We start from the raw sequence: 18446 nt of genomic DNA on the forward strand, positions 1-18446 counted from the left end.
GCAAACAAATGCTCTCTTATTTTTTTCAATTTTAATAATGTTTTTTCAATAATTAAACCTATGAGGAAATCTTACTTTTTCTTATTAGAAGTATAATAATTAAAATCTCTTTGAAAAAGTTCAAAAAGTATTTAGAGAATGTATGAGCACCAAGCGGGATGACAAATCATGGCAGAAAGATTTCTTAAACATGAAGTCACATTCTCTTTCAGATGCGAAACTCTTAATGGGAGGTATAAAAGGATTAAAAGATGCATGGCGTCTTGGTGTTCTGCATGTTGAATACGAAAGACTAAAGAAATTACAGGAGCAACAGCAATGACAGAGAAAATAAACTGGCAGAAAGAATTATTAGAAAGTAGAAAATTTAATAATAAATTTTCAAAAAATCTTATAGAGCATGGAGCAAAAAACTTTATGCAAGGAATCTATCTTGGATATATGTATTCCAGATGGAGAGAAATAAGAGGTTTAGATAAATATGAATAATTAGAAAATACAGTTCAAATGCAATCATCATTCAAAGAATTTGAAAATAATTAACAGAATTAATCGTCCCTTAGAAAGTTCTATTTAATTTAAAATTAAACGAAAGACTTATTCTTTCCTCATCAGATAAATTAATCTCAACCGCGTGAGGAACCCAGGAAGGAAAAACAACTAGCAAATTTTCCTTTGGTGAAATTGTATTAATGGGATAGTCATATCCTTGCATTTGGTAGCCTTCTTTAAAAAGACCCATATATTCTGAGGAAATGAAGTCAGCTTCATTAAAATTCCTATAGAAAAGAAATCTTCCTCCTTTCATTTCTTTTGGTACTTTAATGAAAAATACACCTGAATAAGTTAAGCCTGAATGAGTATGAGGCGTATTAGAAGAACCTTTTCCACTTATATTTATCCAAAAATTTGTTAATTGTAGGTCACCTTTTCTGCTGATTTGATGAATTGTATTAACAGCATTAATAATTTGCTTTAATAAATGATTGGTTCCTGGAAGATTATTTAAATCTCTAATGTCTTTTGAATGATATGATTGAAAACCAGAATTACTTTTAACAACACCATCTTTATCATTTTTTCTGATCAAATAAGCCTCTTTTTGTAATTGCTCTATATTTTCATTTAGTTCAGCAGTCCAAAACTGTGTTGGGAATAAAAAACCAGGTTTAATTTGAATTTTCATTTATAAAAAATTTATAAATCATTTCATCAGTGTAAATATAAAAATTATTTAAAAACATCCATTTTAAAAGATTGCTATCTCCTCTTTTTGAAATGCGTAAGGTACAAATTAGAATAGTTAGCTAGAACTAAAAGCAATAATAAAAAAAGTATTTAAATAATTCAAATTGATTTTTGATATTTTATTACTCTTAAATCTATCGTCAAATAACTAAAGTGGGAACTCTTGTTTTTAACTTTTGTGATTAACCCGTCAACAGCTTTTTAAATTCCCGCCAACAAAACCGCCAAAATCAATTATTCTTTCAGGTTAAATTTAAGAAGTACTTTAAAATTTTAATCATACAAGATTGATTTATAACTATAAAATCAGAGAAATTTTAATAAATTTATCGTCCGTGAAATTAGATAATTTAAAAACGTACGGAGAGTCTAGAAGTTGAGTTCAGTCCATATGTGCTTTTATGGGAACAATAGGGAAGGGTAAACCAACTCATAGTTGATAATCCCACAACACATCCCACAACACATCCAACAACACAGAAGCCAGACTTAGTTTTTGGGAACTATGAATTATGACTCCTAAAAAAAGAAATTAATTTATTGAAGCCTGCACTATACATACTTTTACCTCTAACGTCTAAAGCTTTGTTCTCAGGCACAGATAACCATTCATTTTTTAATTCTTCTAAATCCTCATTTCTTACTAATTCATCAACAGTTGAATATTGAGGTTTCATTTTTAAAATCTCATTGGTAATTTTATAAACCGCACTGACATATTTCCCAACAGAACTGTCACTCAAATTTGTTTCTTTTCTCATCCAATCTGAAAATGGAGCATCATACATAAAGGTTTTTGCAAAACTCAACCTATTCCATATTTTTAAGTCAATATTTGAATAAAACTCTTTTAGATTAATTGAACTAAATACTTCCTCATCTTCAATGAATTTAAAAATTCTTTCTTTTGGAACTTTTCCTTGTGCGATTTGTTGAAACTCAGCAATAATTCTCTCATCACTCATTCCTAAGGCAGATAACACTGTAATTATTTGTTTGAAAGCATTCTCCTGAACGGAACTATTATCTTCCCCCTCAAGTACTATCGGCAAAATAATATATCCAAATTCTTTATTTTGGGAAACTCTCATTGCCCTTCCAGCTGCCTGCACTATATCTACCTTGCTATGCTTTGGATCCGCAAAAAGTACTGCATCAACTTCTGGGATATCAACCCCCTCAGTAAGGCATCTTGCATTAGTTATTAAACTTGGATCTTCATAAATAAATCTATTAAGTGCTTCTGATCTTTTCCCGGTACTATCTTTTCCAGAAATATGAAAAGAATGAACATATCCAAATTCTCCTCCTAATTTATTTACTTCCTCATTTAATTCTCTAAATTCCTTAGCCCTTTTTATATTCCTATGAAATGAGATTATATGTTTTACTTTATGTTCTTTGATAATCTTCCTTAAAGTAATTAATGCTGCGAATGTAGAGGCATCAGCTTCAAAAGACCACAACTTATTACCAGCAGTAAGAAATTCATTATTATCAATTAATTCTTTTATCTGATCTTTATAAATCACTGTGGAGAAAATTTTATAATCGGAAAGAATTGGAGGTTTTTGTTCTAGAGCAGATTTAAATGAGATTTGATCAACAACTTTTCCATAAATTTGCTCATCATCCATTGAGACAATCTCCTCAGAATCTCCTTTAAAAACTCTTTCAGTAGCTGTCATAAATAATCTTTTTGTGATTTGAATATTTTCATCGTAAAGAAGTTGTGCGAAAGGTTTTTTCTTATTACCTACAGTTTTATGTGCCTCGTCAAATATTCCAATATCGAAAATTAAACCTGAATCTTTCCCAGCTTCTATTATTTTTTTTCCACTTTGATAAGTAGTAATTACAATTTTTATTTTGTCAGAATCTTTTTCTAAGAACGAGGAAATTATTTGATTATCAGTATTAACCTCGATACCAATTTCAAAAGTATTTAAAGCTGGATCATCAAGATTTTTGACATCATCATCACTACAAACGGCAATCCAATCAATTTCTATCCCTTCACATAGAAATTCTCTAGCCCAAGTTTTAAGAGTTTGTTTTACAAGCTGTAAGCTAGGAACAATGATTATCGCATTTCGACCATTCATATATCTGAAAAACCAGTACCCAGTTAAACTTTTTCCAGAACCACAAGGATGTATTAGTTTGCCTCTAGATTCTCTAGAGAAATAATCAAGACAATTTCTCAGGGCTATCTTTTGATGTTCCCTTGGCTCATATTTACTAAGTATTATTTTTTGATTATCTAAAATTGAATGAAAATTTTTAAAATCTTCATTATTGAGTTGGGAGAAATCTGAATATGTTAAAAAACCTAATTTTTCTCTATGAACATTTGAAATTTTCTTACTAACTTCTAACGCTGATGAACTTATAATCCGATGTCTTATTTTGCTATAAGTTATTTCTCTTTCTGTAATCCCAAAAAAAGTACTGACCTCATCATAAGAAACGTTTTTGTTTATATCCTCGTGATATTTGCATTGAATTGCCCAAAGATTCCCATCATTTGATTCAGCTATAAGATCAACACCAACTTCTGGTTTCTGCAAATCTAAACAATCAAATATTTGATTTGGAACATTGGTATGGTGCCAAAGATTTACTAATTTACTAGAAAAAATAGGATTATTTACGAAATAAAGGGAAGTTAATAATTCGAATACATCCCCCTTTTTTTTATTATTTTCTGGACTTGATCCAAGTTGAGTTATATTTTTGGAAAACTCATCCCAATTATTTGAGGCAAAAACTAAATCTTTTGTTTCTGGTTTCTTAAAAAGATCTATAACTTGAATTGATCTTTCTGAAAGCATTTTTAAAAAAAAGTTAAAACAAATATACTCCCAACAAAATTATAAAACTAAATCGAAATTTACAACTTTAATAAAAAGTGAGCTCAATCCCACAACACCGCACTCAAATACCACAACAAATCCCACAACACAAAATAAGAAATTGAAAAGTTAAGACCAAATTTCTGGAAAATCTTCAAGTCTATGACTAATACCTAAGTTAAAATTTTCGGCTAAAAAATATTTTACGGAGAGGGTGTACATAGAATTCAATCTAGAATTCCAGTATAGACCTACTCTGACCACAGTTTAGTTTAGTAATTCATATAAAACCAAGAGACAACCTAGAGACATTTTAGTTTTTATTACCTAAGAGACCTAATTTACACCCTCTTTAATTTTTTGATATTGACACGGTATTTAAAATTAGTTGAAGGATAATAATTTTGAAAAAACTACTTCTTTTATTTTTACTATTTGGTTTTAATACTCCTGTAAATGCGGAACAGTATCCCAGGCATAAATTGACCTGCCCAGAATCGCAAGGTGAATGCTCTGAGGGAGAAAGAGCAGCAATTAAATTAGTTAACGACACCTATTGGAAAATGCTTACAAAAAGGATTGAACGTAATACTCATTACAAATATCCTTGGTATTGGGTTTATAAAAGGGGAGAGTGTAAATATTCAGTCGGTGCAAAAGAGGATATGCCTACTCATACAGTCACTATGGAATGGATAGAAGTTGATATTTGCGAGAAGACCACTAAGTTAATAGATCTTAGTCGTCGTAGGTAATGAAACTCTTCCTCCTTTTGCCACTTTTATTAGGTGTTATTCCTTCAGTTAAGGCAGACTCGATTTGCACTCTTACAAGTGAAGTAGAACCAGATGTAACTATAACTTTAAAATATATTGGTTCCGCTGGTGGTATTGGGACTTTAAATTATAAAAATAAACCTTCATTAGGTTTCTATGTAGGTATCTGGAATGGATACGGAGGTCAATATTACACTGCGATGACATATTCACCTGAATTATTAAACGAAGAAAAAACCTATCAGGAAAGAACAAAAAATACAGAAAAGATAAGAACAGGACATTTTATGAATTTTGTTGGAAATCAATTAGGAAGAGCGACTTCAATAGAAGATAGGAAATCTGGGAAGTTAAGAGCATTAATGCCATCACTGTCACAAGGTTATTATTATTCGATTCCTTTCACTAAAGATGGTGAATTTGGAAGACAAAAATTATCAAAAGAAATGAAAACCATTATTGATGCTACCGAAGGTTTTTTTGTTAATTCAGGTGGGTGTAGAAAGTTCTTTCCTTATGGATGGGATTAATGAAAAAACTTTTATTTGGTATCTTATTTTTAAGTTTTTTATCTCCCATTAATTCTGAAACAAAGGATAAAAAAGAATATGACAAATATGATTTCTATTCAAAATGTTTAGATGATGCTTTGCCTAAAAAAATGAATAATGCATTAGTCTGGGAATGCTCAACAAAAGCATCAAAAAAACTTGATTCTTTAATTCAAAAGCAAATATCCTCTAGAGGTGATTGCGATAAAGAGGGATTTGAATCACATGCTTGCCAATTAAAGAGAAGTCAAACTGCGTTTAAGACTTATTATCAAACCGAATGCACTTGGAATAAATATGGTCCTCATTATGAGTATTGTGAAATGATTCTCAAAAAAGATCGATTAAAATGGTTAGATAAAACTCTTTGAAGATGCAATAAACAAAAAATAAATTTATGCTAATTTAAAATTGATGAGGGTTGGTTACCTCATTGATAAACGAGAAAACAATCTTTTCAATTTGTCTACAATAACTCTCTAAAAAATTTCATAATAAACTTTAATGAAGTTATCAGATAACGAAAAAAGAAATATCATCAATATGATCCAAGCGGGGAAAAATTTACCCGAAAAATATAGATTTCTACTTTTTGAAGACTCTAGAGAAATTGAATTAAAATGGAACGGGAAATCTAATGAGATTACGAATATTGCTTTACCTTTTCAAATAATTGAACAAATAGATGAACCAAGAAAAGAGGATCAAATTCTTGAGCAGCAATTACTTGATTTCAGAAAAACTTCTGCAGGTAACACTTGGAATAATAAGTTAATTTGGGGCGATAACAAATTTATTCTTTCCTCTTTAAAAAATGGTCCTATGAGGGATGAAATTGAAAAGCAGGGTGGTATAAAACTTGTCTATATAGATCCTCCCTTTGATGTTGGAGCAGATTTTTCTATGAACTTAGAAATTGGAGACTATACCTATGAAAAACAACCTAATGTTCTTGAACATATTGCTTACAGAGACACTTGGGGTAAGGGTAATGATTCTTTTCTATCCATGATTTATGAGAGATTAAAATTGATTAAAGATTTACTAGCAGATGATGGAAGCATTTTTGTTCAATGTGATTGGCGAGTAAATAGTTCAATTAGAAAAATTCTTGATGAAATTTTTGGTGAAGAAAATTTTTGCAATGAAATTATTTGGAAAAGGAAAACTGGCAGTACTAGTCAAATAGGAACAAAAACAAAAAGATTTGGACATGGGACTGATTCGATTTTTTACTACAGAAAAAGTCAAGAAAATATTTTTAATCCGCAATACGGGGAGCAAGACCCAAACTATATTAAAGAACTTTTTAGACACAAAGATCCTGATGGGAGACTTTATCAAAGTGATAATTTAGCGAATCCTGCTTTCAGACCAACCTTACGATACGAATATAAGGGTTATAAACCTCCAAAAAATGGATGGGCAATTTCACTTGAGAAAATGAAAGAATTTGATAAGGATGGAAGACTTGTATTCCCAAAATCAATTGATGGTCGAATTAGAAGAAAACGTTATTTAGATGAACTTAAAGGGAAACCAATTTCCAATCTGTGGGACGACATCGGGCAATTATCATCGCAATCTTCACAAAGAATGAATTATCCCACTCAGAAACCAGAAGAGTTATTGGAAAGGGTAATTTTAACTTCTTCAAATCCTGGAGATTTGATCTGTGATTTTTTTGTTGGTTCAGGTACTACATCTGCAGTTGCAGAAAAATTAGGAAGAAAATGGATTTGTGCAGATCTTGGCAAATTTGCTATTCATACTACTAGAAAGAGAATGATAAGCATTCAGAGGGAATTAAAAAAGAATGAGAAACCCTGGATGGCATTTCAAGTATTAAATTTAGGTAAATATCAAAGGCAACATTTTCTTGACGATAAACCTTTTGCTAAAGATGAAATATCTCTAAAGAATAGAAATATAAAATTTCAAGAATTTGAAAATCTCATATTTGAAGCATATAAGGCAAATAAAGTTGAAGGATTTAAGACTTTACATGCTAAAAAAGGTGATAGTTTCGTATCCCTTGGTCCTGTAAACCAACCTCTATCAAGAAATCATATCGAAGAAGTAATTAATGAATGTATTGAGAATAATATTATTGCTGTTGATGTATTGGGTTTTGAATATGAAATGGGTTTATTCCCAACAATACAAGAGGAAGCAAAGAAGAAAGGTTTACGATTAAATTATAAACAAATCCCAATAGAAATTTTTGATAAAAGGGCAGTAGAAAAAGGGCAAGTTATTTTCCATGACGTTGCATACATAGACTTTAAATGTAACGTAGTTAATAATAAAATTTCTGTTGAACTTAGTGATTTTGCGGTATTTTATAATGAAGAATCATTTGAATTCAGTCAGGATACTAAGAACAATAGGACAAAAGTAGTTGTTGAAAATGGTCAAATAATTGAGAAAAAAAGAGATAAAGATGGTGTTATAAAAGAAAAATTATTAACTAAAAAATGGCATGATTGGATTGATTATTGGGCAGTAGATTTTGATTTTGAATCTAGAAAAGAAATTATAAAAATTGAGGATGAGAACAAACAATTTCTAGACAAATGGACCGGAAATTATATTTTTGAAAATGAATGGCAATCTTTCAGAACAAAACAAACTGACTTTCAATTAGAATTAAGAACTTCCGAAAGAGAATGTTTTAAGAAAAGTACAAAAGTTGCTGTAAAAGTTATTGATATTTTTGGTAATGACACAATGAAAGTTATCGAGGTTGATCTTTAATGCCAATACCTCCAGGTCTTTCAAAATCTCCGTTTGAGATAAATATACCCAGCGAAAGATGGAAACCAGATATTGATCTAGTTAAAAAACCAATTCAACAATTTAATGCACCCTTTGTCGAGAAAATCCGAGAAGAAGTGCATGAATGGAGACAGTTTGGATATGATGGCGTTTCAGATACATCAAAATACTTACTTAATTTCTGGTTTAATTATCAACATAAGAATGATTTTCAGTATTATTTTGCTCAAAGAGAATCAGTAGAATCTATTATTTATCTTTTTGAATACAAGAAGGTCAGATCTAATAGAGATTTGCTTACTCTAGACTCTTGGGGTATCACAGAGGATTTTCTCCAAGATGATTGGTTAAGGTTAATTATTAAACAGGCAACAGGTAGTGGCAAAACAAAAGTATTGTCTTTATTAATTGCTTGGTCATATTTTCATTCTTTATACGAAAGCGATTCTATCCTTTCCAAAAATTTTTTAGTAATGGCACCTAATACTATTGTGTTGGACAGATTAAGGACTGACATAGAAGGATTAAATATATTTAATAATGATCCAATTATTCCTCTCAACGGGTACGAAAACAGATCATGGAGTTTTTCTCCTAAAGTTCATATCCAAGACGATATCAAAAGTATATCTGATCTGGGCAATATTTTTTTAACTAACGTGCAGAGATTTGCAGAGAGGAATAAACAAAACAATGAATATGATTTAAAAAGTAAATTCTTAGGACCTGAACCTAATATTAAAAAAGGTGGGATAAAGAATACTGTAAAAGAAACAGTTAAAAAACTAGATAACCTTATCGTATTAAATGATGAAGCACATCACGTTTACGAAAATACTGCCTGGAAAAGATCAATAGAGGATATTCATAACTCTTTAAAACAAAAAGGGCAAAAACTTGTTTTGCAAATTGACGTGACAGCAACCCCAAAAAATAAAAAAGGAGAAATTTTTACTCAAACAATTTCTGATTACCCATTAGTAGAAGCAATTTATCAAGAAGTTGTTAAGAAACCTGTAATTCCTGATTTACCAAGTAGAGAAAAGTTAAAAGAATATCCTTCATCAATTTTTTCTGAAAAATATCGTGATTATCTTCATCTAGGGTATGAGACTTGGAAGAAACAATATGAAAAACATAAAAAAATGAACAAAAAAGCACTTTTGTTCATAATGGTTGACGATACAAAAAATTGTGATGACGTAGAAAATTACTTAAAGTCTACTTTCCCACTCTTAAAAAACGGTATTTTTGTAATTCATACAAAAGATAATGCGAGAGATTCAACAGGCGAAATAAATGAAAATACCTCAAAAGGGAAAGAAGAATTACAGAGATTAAGAAGATTAGTTAATACTGTTGATGATTTAGATAGTCCAATTAAAGTTATTATTTCGGTGCTTATGCTCAAGGAGGGTTGGGATGTACGGAATGTCACAACTATTGTCGGTCTAAGAGCATATGCTTCTCATATATTGCCAGAACAAACCTTAGGAAGAGGTTTGAGAAGAATGTATTTTGGGCAACAGTTAGACGAAGAATTAGATGTTATTGGAACAGATAACTTTATTGATTATGTAAAAAGTATTTCTGAAGAAGGGGTTGAACTAGAGGAAATACCGACGGGGGGAAGTAATCCATCCTCTGGACCAGTAGTTATAAATGTAGATGAGGAAAATGGATCAAAGAATATAAATGAATTAGATATTGAAATCCCCTCTATTCCAAAAAGGTATGGTAGGGATTTTCTTTCCTTACAATTATTGAATCCTAATGAATTCAAATTTAAACCTTGTAAATTAAGAAACTACTCTAAAGAAGAATCAATTAAAGAGATAATTTTTAAAGATATAATCGAAGACTCTGAACAAAAGTCAATTAAATTTGATAATCTTGAATATTTAACTTCTACTACAGTATTGAGATTTTTTACTGAGGTTATTATAAAAGATCTTGGTTTTTCAAAATTAGGAGTGAATCATTTTATATATGGAAAGTTAAAGATTTTTGTATCAGATATTTTATTTGGAAAACACGTTGATATTGATGATTTAAATATAATTAGGAATCTATCGGAACCCTTTATTACCAGTCAAATAATAGAAACTTTTAAAAAAGAAATTAATAATTTGTCCTTGAAAGATTTAGGTTTTAAGGATTCAAACCTTTCCACATTTGTATCTAATACAAAACCCTATTTGTCGTCAAGAAAAAAGATTTATTATTCTCCTAAAAAATCTATTTTTAATTTTATTGCTGGAGATAGTAAATTTGAAATTGAATTTGCTAAGCATCTAGATAGTTTTGATGATGTAGTATCTTTTTTCAAAAATGACATTCAAATGAAGCAGTATATTGAATACGTTAAACATGATGGAAGGATAGGGAGTTACTACCCTGACTTCTTCATTAAATTAAAGGATGAAAGTATTTGGATTGTTGAAACCAAAGGAGCAGAAACATTGAATGATCCTTTGAAATATAAAAGACTAGAAACCTGGTGTAAAGATGCTACTAAGACTCAAAATATTAATTGGGATTGTCTTTACTTAAGACAAGAAGTTTGGAATTCTATAAAAGTTAAACCTAATTGTTTTTTTGATTTGTTAAATATGATTTGATAAAAAATTTTTAATCTTACATTCGAACCCATTTCACCAATATTTTCAAATTCCACCAATATTTCTCAAAACACCTTTTTAGTTATTGACAGAATAAATTAATATAAAGATTATAAATCTAAAGAAATTCCATATCCAAGAAAAGTAAAACATCATGATTACTAATAAAAGATACCAAACGCTATTAATGCTTGCGACTACAGGCAAACCTTTAAATAAAGACGCTACAGAAGAAGAAAAGAAATTCTACGAAGAATGTAAACATGACTATAAAGTTATGCATGAAACCGCCAAGAAACATGGCATAAAGAATCCGATTTTAGAAATACCAATGGAAGTAGATTTTTAAAGAAAAAATGCAACCACCAAAGACTTCTGAAGAATTAGAAGAAATGTATCCCGATCTAGAACCTTGGCAAAGGGATGAACTAGAGGTTTGGCACAGAGGATGGATTACTAAATTGATGACAGGAGAATCAACATCTGAAGAATACAATGCCGCGACACCTCCTCATCCAGACCCACATCATCCTGAAGAAGATGAATAGAAAACAACCTTTAAAATTATTTGTCCCTTAAAAACCTAGAGACTTTTAAAAAATAACCTTGAGACAACATAGAGACATAAGTGGTCATTGTGGTAAATTATAAAAGTCAAACGGGTTAAAGAATACCTAAAATAACTCAGTCATAACAGTCAATCTGGACATTCTGACCAATTCTGACTACATCTTATTTGTATAGAAATACGGAGAGGGTGGGATTCGAACCCACGAATAGTTTCCTATTAAACGATTTCGAGTCGTTCGCTTTCGACCACTCAGCCACCTCTCCGCCTGTTTATTAAGTATGCACGTAATAATGAGAAAATTATGAACTACATAATTATCTTAATTTTTAATTCCAACCTGCATCTTTCATCAATTTAATAGCTAAAGAATTTTGCTCTCCAAGGTCTTCGACGGTTACACTATCAGGCGTAAACTCTCCAAAGTTCTTAACTATTTCATTCTGATTAACTTCCTTCAAAGGATGTTCAAAAGTAGGAGCAGCTAAACCTTTACTGCCTTCGGGAGAAGCCAAGAATTCAAGCAGCTGAATAGCTTCATTTTTATTTGTTGCATATTTTGCAACACCACCGGCACTAATATTTACGTGTGCAGGATTAGGAGTAAGGACCTTTGTTTTTTTTGCATACAAAGCATCTCTCCTTCCATTAACACCTGCTAACATTCTTGCGACGTAATAATGATTAACAATTCCTACCCCGCATTTTTTCTTAGAAACTGCTCTAATTATTGAAATATCACCTGGGAAAAATGGTTGGGAAACATTTGAAATCATCCCGCTTAACCAAGCTTTAGTTTCTGATTGGCCTTTGTTAATTATTTGATTGGCAACTAAAGATTGATTATATGGACTTTTTCTATTTCTCAAACATACTTTCCCTTTTAGAGAAGGATCAGCCAAATCAGTGTAATCATTAATCTTGCTAAAATCTACTACTTTTGGATTGGCTATCATAACTCTTACTCTTCTTGTTAATGCATACCATTCCTTATTTGGGTCTTTTAATCCAACTGGTACATCATTTTCTAAATTAGAAGATTTTATTGGTTGAAGTAACCCAGCTTTGGCTGCGTTAGTAATTCTTGCAGCATCTACTAACAATATTAAATCTGCTTGAGAATTCTCCCCTTCGCGTTTCAATCTTTCGATTAAAGAAATTCCTGCTGCCTCAATAAGTCTGACTTTTATTCCTGTTTCTTCTGCAAATTTTTTATAAATACTTCTATCTGTGTTGTAATGTCTACCTGAATAAACTTTGACTTCTTTTTCTGTTGAATTGGCGGGTATATTAACGTTTAGCAAAAATGTACATGTTAGTGCTGAATAAAAAAGTTTTTTGAGATTTTGCACTTTTTAAAATTAGTATCTATGGTTACTTTATACCCATCAAAAGAGTTCAAACTCTTAAAGCCATCTTCGATACATTGAAGTGTATCATTTTTTATATGCCATATGAATTATTTAACTCATCAGTTATTAAATGCTGAAGAAATAAATTTTATAGAAAAAGAATTAGAACAAGAAAATCAAGGTTGGGAAGATGGAAAAAAAACAGCTGGCAGTCACGCCTCAATCGTAAAAAATAATTTGCAATTAAAAAGAACATCAGATATTTCGAAAAAATTATCCTTGTTAATTAAACAAAAAATTTTAAATAATGATTTAATAAAAAGCTTTACTTTACCAAAAAATATTCATGGAATCATGTTTACTAAATCCTCCAAAGGGATGAAGTATGGACGACATATCGATAATGCATATATGTCATCAGGCAGGGCTGACTTATCTTTCACAATTTTTCTTACCAAAAAAAATCTATACGAGGGGGGTGAACTATTAATTGAAAATCTTACTTCAGAAAACAAATTTAAACTTAATAGTGGAGAAATTTTAATTTACCCAAGCACATTTTTACATTCAGTTCAAGAAGTTCTCAATGGAGAAAGAATAGTATGCGTTGGATGGATTGAGAGTTATATAAAAAGTATTGAAGAAAGAGAATATTTATTTGATTTAGAAGCAGGTGCAAGAAGTTTACTGGCAAAGCATGGCAGATCGGACGAACTTGATCTTATTTTCAAATCTTATTCAAATCTCTTAAGAGTTATGGGGGATTAAGAAGAATCATTTTATACAACAAAAAGAATCTAAGTCTGAAGTTGATTATTATATATAAAAAAAGAATAAACTAATGCCTAAAAAAAGTTCGATTTCAATTTTCATTGCAGCCACAAGCGCACTAGCCATTTCCACAGCAAATACCAATTATGTTAATTCAGGTGATAATGATTTAGGTGGATTAAAAGAATGGAATACTGATATGCCTTTAGATGCAGATTTCGAATTAGATGCCGAAGCTCAAAAAATAGCTGATGAAGCTGCAAAATCTAGTACTTGCATTCCAATAGGAGAGGGTGAAAATTGCTGGTAAAAAAAATTTTAAATAAAAAAAGGGCCTCAAATATGAGGCCTTTTTTGGTTTCAAATTTTAAATCTAGAATTTGAAGGTTGTAGAAAGTACTGCACCAAAGATATCATCTTCGGTTGTCTCTTCTACATCAGATCCACCAAAGATTGCTGGTGTGACTTCAATAGAATCATTTGGTCTAAATGAGTAGTATATTTCCCATAAGAATGGATCTACTTCGCTTAAAGTAGCTCCAGCAACTGCTTTAGTTGCTTTCATAGGTTGTCCAAATGCAATACCAATTTTATCACTTGGTTGGAACATATCAGCCCAGTTAAAGCCAACAAAATAACCACTACCTTCAGCTATGTCTGAACGCCCAGAAAAACTCATGGTGTCATATCCAACTGAAACTGAAGGAGTTGCTGTTCCTGTTTCATCTGGTCTCCACCATGCTCTTAAAGCAACAGAATCGGAATCAACTGTTAACGCATCAGCACCTGTATAAAGGTCTTTTGTTGCGTAATAAGACCAAGCATTCCATCCTTGCTGTCTTGAATAAGTAGCAGAAAGATGATAATTATCTTTAGTGTATGCAGTCTGGACGTTTATTTTATTATTGTCTTCGTTAGTTAGGAAACCATTAGTCCCCGCTGCGTCCTTGGAATTAACTGTTGTACTAACAGCAAAGCCATTATCCGCAACATATTTAAGACCTGCACCTGTAGAAGTACTGGCTCCGAAAGCGGCTCCATTACCACCTAGTTTGAAAGCTTTTAATGCTCCAGGTTTATAAACCGATGGAGTAGCTGCAAGCATGTAATAGTTTTCAATTGCTGGTCCAACTGTGGCAGTGAACTTATCTCCTATGGGGAATGTGTACCACATCTTGTCGACTTTAAAGTTGGTCGAACCATCAGTAAGACCAGTTTCTTTTGCTTCTATATGGTAAGTAGATGTTTTTTGGTCAAAAGCTCCGTCCCAACCATCACCAGCTTTAAGTCTTACATAGAGATTATCATCACCAGTAAAACTTGTATTCAAGTTCATTTGATAAACAAAAGCTGCTTGAACCACTTCAGTTCCGTTAGAACCAAGATTGTCACCACCATCAACTGCACCTATCGCCATAACAACTTTCCCATCAAGGGTAGTAGTGTCATTAAAGCTACCGGCTTCGAAATTATTTTGTTTAGCTTCTAGGCCATCAATACGACCTTTTATTTTTGCTAGGTCTTCACTAACTTCGTTAATGAATGTATTGCTGTCAAGTCTTGAAGAAGTTTTTTTGCTACGAGTGTAGCTATTCATTTCTTCAATATTAACTATATCGGAAGCTTGAGCAGCCATTGGAGCTATTAAGCTCAAAGTTGCTCCTGCTACCAACATTTGTTGGAAGAGTTTCATTGTACCTCACACTTTAAAAACCCAATAAAATGGGTAACTATACTGTATCGAGCGCAACAGAAAAGGAAAGGCATATAAGTTTCATTCCAATGTAACTTTTGATACCATTAACTTCTTTATTCTCTGAATATATCTTATGTATTAATTCTTTATCAAAGGGAAGTTAAGGGATTCTCTGTCGTCTACCCATGACGATGCAACTTCTCTTGCTAATTTTCGAATCTTTTCAATATATTGTGCACGATCTGTAACTGAAATTACTCCTCTAGCATCAAGAAGGTTAAATGTATGACTACATTTCAAAACAAAATCAAGCGCAGGGTAAGTTAATTTCTTTTCTATTAAAGAGATTGCCTCGGCTTGATAAATATCAAATAATTTCCTTAGATTATCAGGACTAGATTCTGTAAAATTATAAGAGCATTGATTTTTCTCAAATTGAAGCCAAATATCGCTATATTTCAAATCTTTGTTCCAATTTAAATCCCAAATACTTTCTTTATCCTGCAAAAACATTGCAATCCTCTCTAGTCCATAAGTGATTTCAATTGGAATTGGATGGCAATCTATCCCCCCGCATTGTTGGAAATAAGTAAATTGAGTGACTTCCATTCCGTCCAACCAAACTTCCCAACCTACACCCCAAGCTCCAAGTGTTGGAGACTCCCAATTATCTTCCACAAATCTTATGTCATGATTTCTAGAGTTAATTCCTAGAGATTCTAGAGAAGTCAAATATTTTTCCTGAATTCCTTCCGGGGAAGGTTTAATTATCACTTGATATTGAAAATAATGTTGCGCCCTATTTGGATTATCGCCAAATCGCCCATCAGTAGGTCTTCTACATGGCTCGGCATATGCGACACTCCAAGGCTCAGGTCCAATAGCCCTTAAAAAAGTATGCGGATTCATTGTCCCAGCACCCTTTTCGGTATCATATGGCTGCATAATCAAACAACCTTCTTTTGACCAAAAATTATTTAAATCTTTAATTATATCCTGAAAAAACATTTAATTAAAATAGTGGGAAAATTTAGATCAATGCCATTAGACATAATAACAAAGCTTTAAAGTAAAAAATATTTTGAAATCCAAGTACTCAAAAATATAATCCGATAAAAAGCTGTCATTAAATTAGATCCTTGATAAAAAATAAATGATGAATTAATTATGTAAAAAAATCTAATGGCAATGGTCCAAAAGTATTAGATTCTTTAGCATCTTCGTCATACTGACATGTTATTAAAATTCCTTCTCCAAGACCTTTCTCGGATCTGACAAAAACATTACCAGTTTTTTGATTAGCTTTTAAAAAAACACCTCCTTCAGCATTTAGGGAACCTAGATTTCCAAATTTAATTGAGGAATATTTCTTAGAGATTGATTTTAATGCTTCAATAGCTCTCTTGTTGCCAGGTGCCATTATTCCTATTGTAATCCAATCGGCATTAAAAATATTTACCTCTAGTTCCTCGAAAAGTTTTTTTGCTTGACCATTTCTTAATTGAGGGGCAGTTCTAAGATTATTTAAATCGACTAATTTATTTATTTTCATTAGCTTAGTATCCCAAAAATCCTTAACTGAATGTTCTTCCATTCCAAGCCCACAACGAAGCTGGCACATCCTCAAAAGAAATATAAATCCTATCTATTGGGACCGCCATCTTCTCATTTACAAAATCTGATATTGGCTTTGCCATTTCTGAAGGATTTATAGAACCTATTGATTTGATTTCTAAAAAGCAAGAAGGTGCCTCATCATTAAAATACATTTGGCAATTATCATCTATCTTCGCCATAACAAATCGTTTTGATTTGTTAGTTAAAGATGAAATTAGAATTGAAATTTCTTCGAGAAATTTTTCTTTATCATTTACCTTTGCTGAAGTCGAAACGTTAATATAGGGCATCTCTAGGCAGCAAAGTGATCTTCTTTAGCATCATTTTTCAGAAAAACAGTTTTATTTTTTAAATTTCTTTTTGATGAAAGATATGCCATATCGTATGAACTTATTCCGTTTTTATAAGGATTGAAAAGAGCATTTTTAGACCTATTTTTTTTGCTCCTTTTAAACTCAATCATCATTATTAGATCATTATTTAATAATTTAACTTTTTTTAAATAGATGTCTAGTTTTTTTGAGAATTTTTAATTGATTAAAATAAAATATAACTCTAATACACAATTAGAATTTCAATTTATTAGATTTGCTAGAAATATTCTAAATTAATTATTTTGGAAGTCTTAAATAATTATCAAAGGAAAAAAATTGATGAGAGTAATGATGAAGAATTTTATTCTGATCCAAAATTTGTTTATCACTTAGATGCAAACTTCAGGCAAAATCTATCAAATCTATACGAAAGAGAAATTGATAATTGTTCAACTGTCCTAGATTTAATGTCAAGCTGGGATAGTTATTTACCTAAAGGGAAAAAATATAAAAAAGTAATTGGACATGGTTTAAACAAACAAGAACTTGAAAAAAACAAAATTTTTGATTCTTATTGGATACAAAATTTTAATTTAAGTCAACAAATTCCGCTAGGTAAAGAAAGCATTGACTATTGCTTGATGGTGGCAGCATGGCAATATTTACAATATCCAGAGAATTTAACCAAAGAAATTGCAAGAATATTAAATAGTCAAGGCAAAATAATTATTGCTTTTTCAAACAGAGCATTTTGGCATAAAGCTCCTAAAATATGGACTTCATCTACTGAAGAAGAGAGGGTACAATATGTACGCAAAGTATTAATCTGCAACGGATTTAATGAGCCAAAAATTATCAAGAAGTTTACTGAACCAACAGTTAATATTTTTAATTTTTTAAATAAAGACCCATTTTATTGTTTAATCGCAACTAAGGAATAGATTTTTAATTGCATTGAACTAAACAACAATTCTGTGAAAATTTTATCAACTATTTTTCATAGCCATACTTTAAAATTTTTACTAATATTGGGTAGTTAAATTTAATCATATGGGTTCTAAAAGAGAAAAATATCCTGAAAAATGCCCTTGGGATCTAGGACCTAATCAGCATTTAGCCAAAGAAGAGAACTGGACTTTAAGATTAGGAGAGGCAAATGTATGCTTTAGCAAAAATAAATTAGATAATAATTATTTTCATGTAATTAGTAATGAAAATGAAGAGCAAATTCTAGCTTTTAGAGCGAGACTCCTATATCAAAAACTACTTGATAAAGGGTTTAGATTGGTTGAATAAAAC

General features: G+C 31.1%; 21 protein-coding genes and 1 tRNA gene. 13 read left to right on the top strand and 9 right to left on the bottom strand.

Translation table 11 applies throughout. From position 1 onward, the window contains the following. Positions 1 to 142 precede the first annotated feature (142 nt). Both EW14_RS06515 and EW14_RS10390 read left to right on the top strand, forming a co-directional pair. Positions 143 to 322, top strand: a complete 180-nt coding sequence (locus EW14_RS06515; protein WP_042850686.1) for a hypothetical protein — start codon at positions 143 to 145, stop codon at positions 320 to 322. After that, positions 319 to 489 (top strand): hypothetical protein, encoded by a 171-nt coding sequence (locus EW14_RS10390; RefSeq protein WP_197049562.1) that lies wholly within the window; start codon positions 319 to 321, stop codon positions 487 to 489. Before EW14_RS06515 ends, EW14_RS10390 begins: the two co-directional genes overlap by 4 nt. Before the next feature lie 70 nt (positions 490 to 559). On the opposite strand, the gene EW14_RS09745 is transcribed toward EW14_RS10390, so the two are convergent. Both EW14_RS09745 and EW14_RS06530 read right to left on the bottom strand, forming a co-directional pair. Further along, on the bottom strand, positions 560 to 1186 hold the full coding sequence (locus EW14_RS09745; RefSeq protein ID WP_052044739.1) for a TIGR02466 family protein: 627 nt from the start codon (positions 1184 to 1186) through the stop codon (positions 560 to 562). Positions 1187 to 1751: 565 nt separating this feature from the next. Beyond that, positions 1752 to 4082, bottom strand: coding sequence for a DEAD/DEAH box helicase family protein (locus tag EW14_RS06530; protein ID WP_042850687.1), 2331 nt, complete (start codon positions 4080 to 4082; stop codon positions 1752 to 1754). A gap of 425 nt (positions 4083 to 4507) precedes the next feature. Between EW14_RS06530 and EW14_RS06535 the strand changes: the two genes are divergently transcribed. The 7 genes from EW14_RS06535 to EW14_RS06565 all read left to right on the top strand — a co-directional run bounded on the left by EW14_RS06535 (position 4508) and on the right by EW14_RS06565 (position 11377). After that, on the top strand, positions 4508 to 4858 hold the full coding sequence (locus tag EW14_RS06535) for a hypothetical protein (RefSeq protein WP_042850688.1): 351 nt from the start codon (positions 4508 to 4510) through the stop codon (positions 4856 to 4858). Further along, entirely contained in the window at positions 4858 to 5409 is a 552-nt protein-coding gene (locus EW14_RS06540; RefSeq protein WP_042850689.1) for a hypothetical protein, read from the top strand. Before EW14_RS06535 ends, EW14_RS06540 begins: the two co-directional genes overlap by 1 nt. Continuing rightward, entirely contained in the window at positions 5409 to 5801 is a 393-nt protein-coding gene (locus EW14_RS06545; RefSeq protein WP_156095671.1) for a hypothetical protein, read from the top strand. Before EW14_RS06540 ends, EW14_RS06545 begins: the two co-directional genes overlap by 1 nt. 133 nt (positions 5802 to 5934) lie before the next feature. After that, on the top strand, positions 5935 to 8187 hold the full coding sequence (locus tag EW14_RS10630; RefSeq protein WP_042850691.1) for a site-specific DNA-methyltransferase: 2253 nt from the start codon (positions 5935 to 5937) through the stop codon (positions 8185 to 8187). Further along, positions 8187 to 10829, top strand: coding sequence for a DEAD/DEAH box helicase family protein (locus EW14_RS06555; RefSeq protein ID WP_042850692.1), 2643 nt, complete (start codon positions 8187 to 8189; stop codon positions 10827 to 10829). Before EW14_RS10630 ends, EW14_RS06555 begins: the two co-directional genes overlap by 1 nt. Positions 10830 to 11016: 187 nt before the next feature. Continuing rightward, positions 11017 to 11178 (top strand): hypothetical protein, encoded by a 162-nt coding sequence (locus EW14_RS06560; RefSeq protein WP_156095672.1) that lies wholly within the window; start codon positions 11017 to 11019, stop codon positions 11176 to 11178. Positions 11179 to 11185: 7 nt separating this feature from the next. Next, complete coding sequence (locus EW14_RS06565; protein ID WP_042850694.1) at positions 11186 to 11377, top strand: hypothetical protein; 192 nt, start codon at positions 11186 to 11188, stop codon at positions 11375 to 11377. A gap of 201 nt (positions 11378 to 11578) precedes the next feature. On the opposite strand, the gene EW14_RS06570 is transcribed toward EW14_RS06565, so the two are convergent. Continuing rightward, positions 11579 to 11663, bottom strand: a tRNA-Ser gene (locus EW14_RS06570). 63 nt (positions 11664 to 11726) lie between these two features. Beyond that, entirely contained in the window at positions 11727 to 12749 is a 1023-nt protein-coding gene (locus tag EW14_RS06575; RefSeq protein WP_042850695.1) for an extracellular solute-binding protein, read from the bottom strand. Between the two features lie 102 nt (positions 12750 to 12851). On the opposite strand from EW14_RS06575, the gene EW14_RS06580 reads away from it, so the two are divergent. Continuing rightward, positions 12852 to 13517, top strand: coding sequence for a Fe2+-dependent dioxygenase (locus EW14_RS06580; RefSeq protein ID WP_042850696.1), 666 nt, complete (start codon positions 12852 to 12854; stop codon positions 13515 to 13517). Between the two features lie 73 nt (positions 13518 to 13590). Then, positions 13591 to 13830, top strand: a complete 240-nt coding sequence (locus tag EW14_RS06585; protein WP_042850697.1) for a hypothetical protein — start codon at positions 13591 to 13593, stop codon at positions 13828 to 13830. A 63-nt stretch (positions 13831 to 13893) separates the two neighbouring features. Here the strand turns inward: EW14_RS06585 and EW14_RS06590 are convergent, their stop codons facing one another. The 5 genes from EW14_RS06590 to EW14_RS10105 form a co-directional block, all read right to left on the bottom strand. Then, complete coding sequence (locus EW14_RS06590; RefSeq protein ID WP_042850699.1) at positions 13894 to 15213, bottom strand: iron uptake porin; 1320 nt, start codon at positions 15211 to 15213, stop codon at positions 13894 to 13896. A gap of 141 nt (positions 15214 to 15354) precedes the next feature. Then, on the bottom strand, positions 15355 to 16224 hold the full coding sequence (gene glyQ, locus EW14_RS06595; protein WP_042850700.1) for a glycine--tRNA ligase subunit alpha: 870 nt from the start codon (positions 16222 to 16224) through the stop codon (positions 15355 to 15357). A 157-nt stretch (positions 16225 to 16381) separates the two neighbouring features. Next, positions 16382 to 16768 carry a DUF1824 family protein gene (locus EW14_RS06600; protein WP_042851340.1) on the bottom strand — a complete coding sequence of 129 codons (387 nt, stop codon included), beginning with the start codon at positions 16766 to 16768 and terminating at the stop codon, positions 16382 to 16384. 22 nt (positions 16769 to 16790) lie between these two features. Next, a complete protein-coding gene (locus tag EW14_RS06605; protein ID WP_042850701.1) occupies positions 16791 to 17123 on the bottom strand; it encodes a phenylpyruvate tautomerase MIF-related protein in 333 nt (110 codons plus the stop codon). A 2-nt stretch (positions 17124 to 17125) separates the two neighbouring features. Next, the gene (locus tag EW14_RS10105; protein WP_156095673.1) at positions 17126 to 17299 is read right to left on the bottom strand and encodes a hypothetical protein; all 174 of its coding nucleotides are present in this window, start codon (positions 17297 to 17299) and stop codon (positions 17126 to 17128) included. Positions 17300 to 17449: 150 nt separating this feature from the next. Between EW14_RS10105 and EW14_RS06610 the strand changes: the two genes are divergently transcribed. Both EW14_RS06610 and EW14_RS06615 read left to right on the top strand, forming a co-directional pair. Continuing rightward, positions 17450 to 18088: a methyltransferase domain-containing protein gene (locus EW14_RS06610; RefSeq protein ID WP_042850703.1), complete on the top strand. Its 639-nt coding sequence runs from the start codon at positions 17450 to 17452 to the stop codon at positions 18086 to 18088. Positions 18089 to 18197: 109 nt separating this feature from the next. Beyond that, positions 18198 to 18443: a hypothetical protein gene (locus tag EW14_RS06615; RefSeq protein WP_002807817.1), complete on the top strand. Its 246-nt coding sequence runs from the start codon at positions 18198 to 18200 to the stop codon at positions 18441 to 18443. Positions 18444 to 18446 lie beyond the last annotated feature (3 nt).

Source organism: Prochlorococcus sp. MIT 0604 (genome assembly GCF_000757845.1).
Lineage (GTDB): Bacteria > Cyanobacteriota > Cyanobacteriia > PCC-6307 > Cyanobiaceae > Prochlorococcus_A.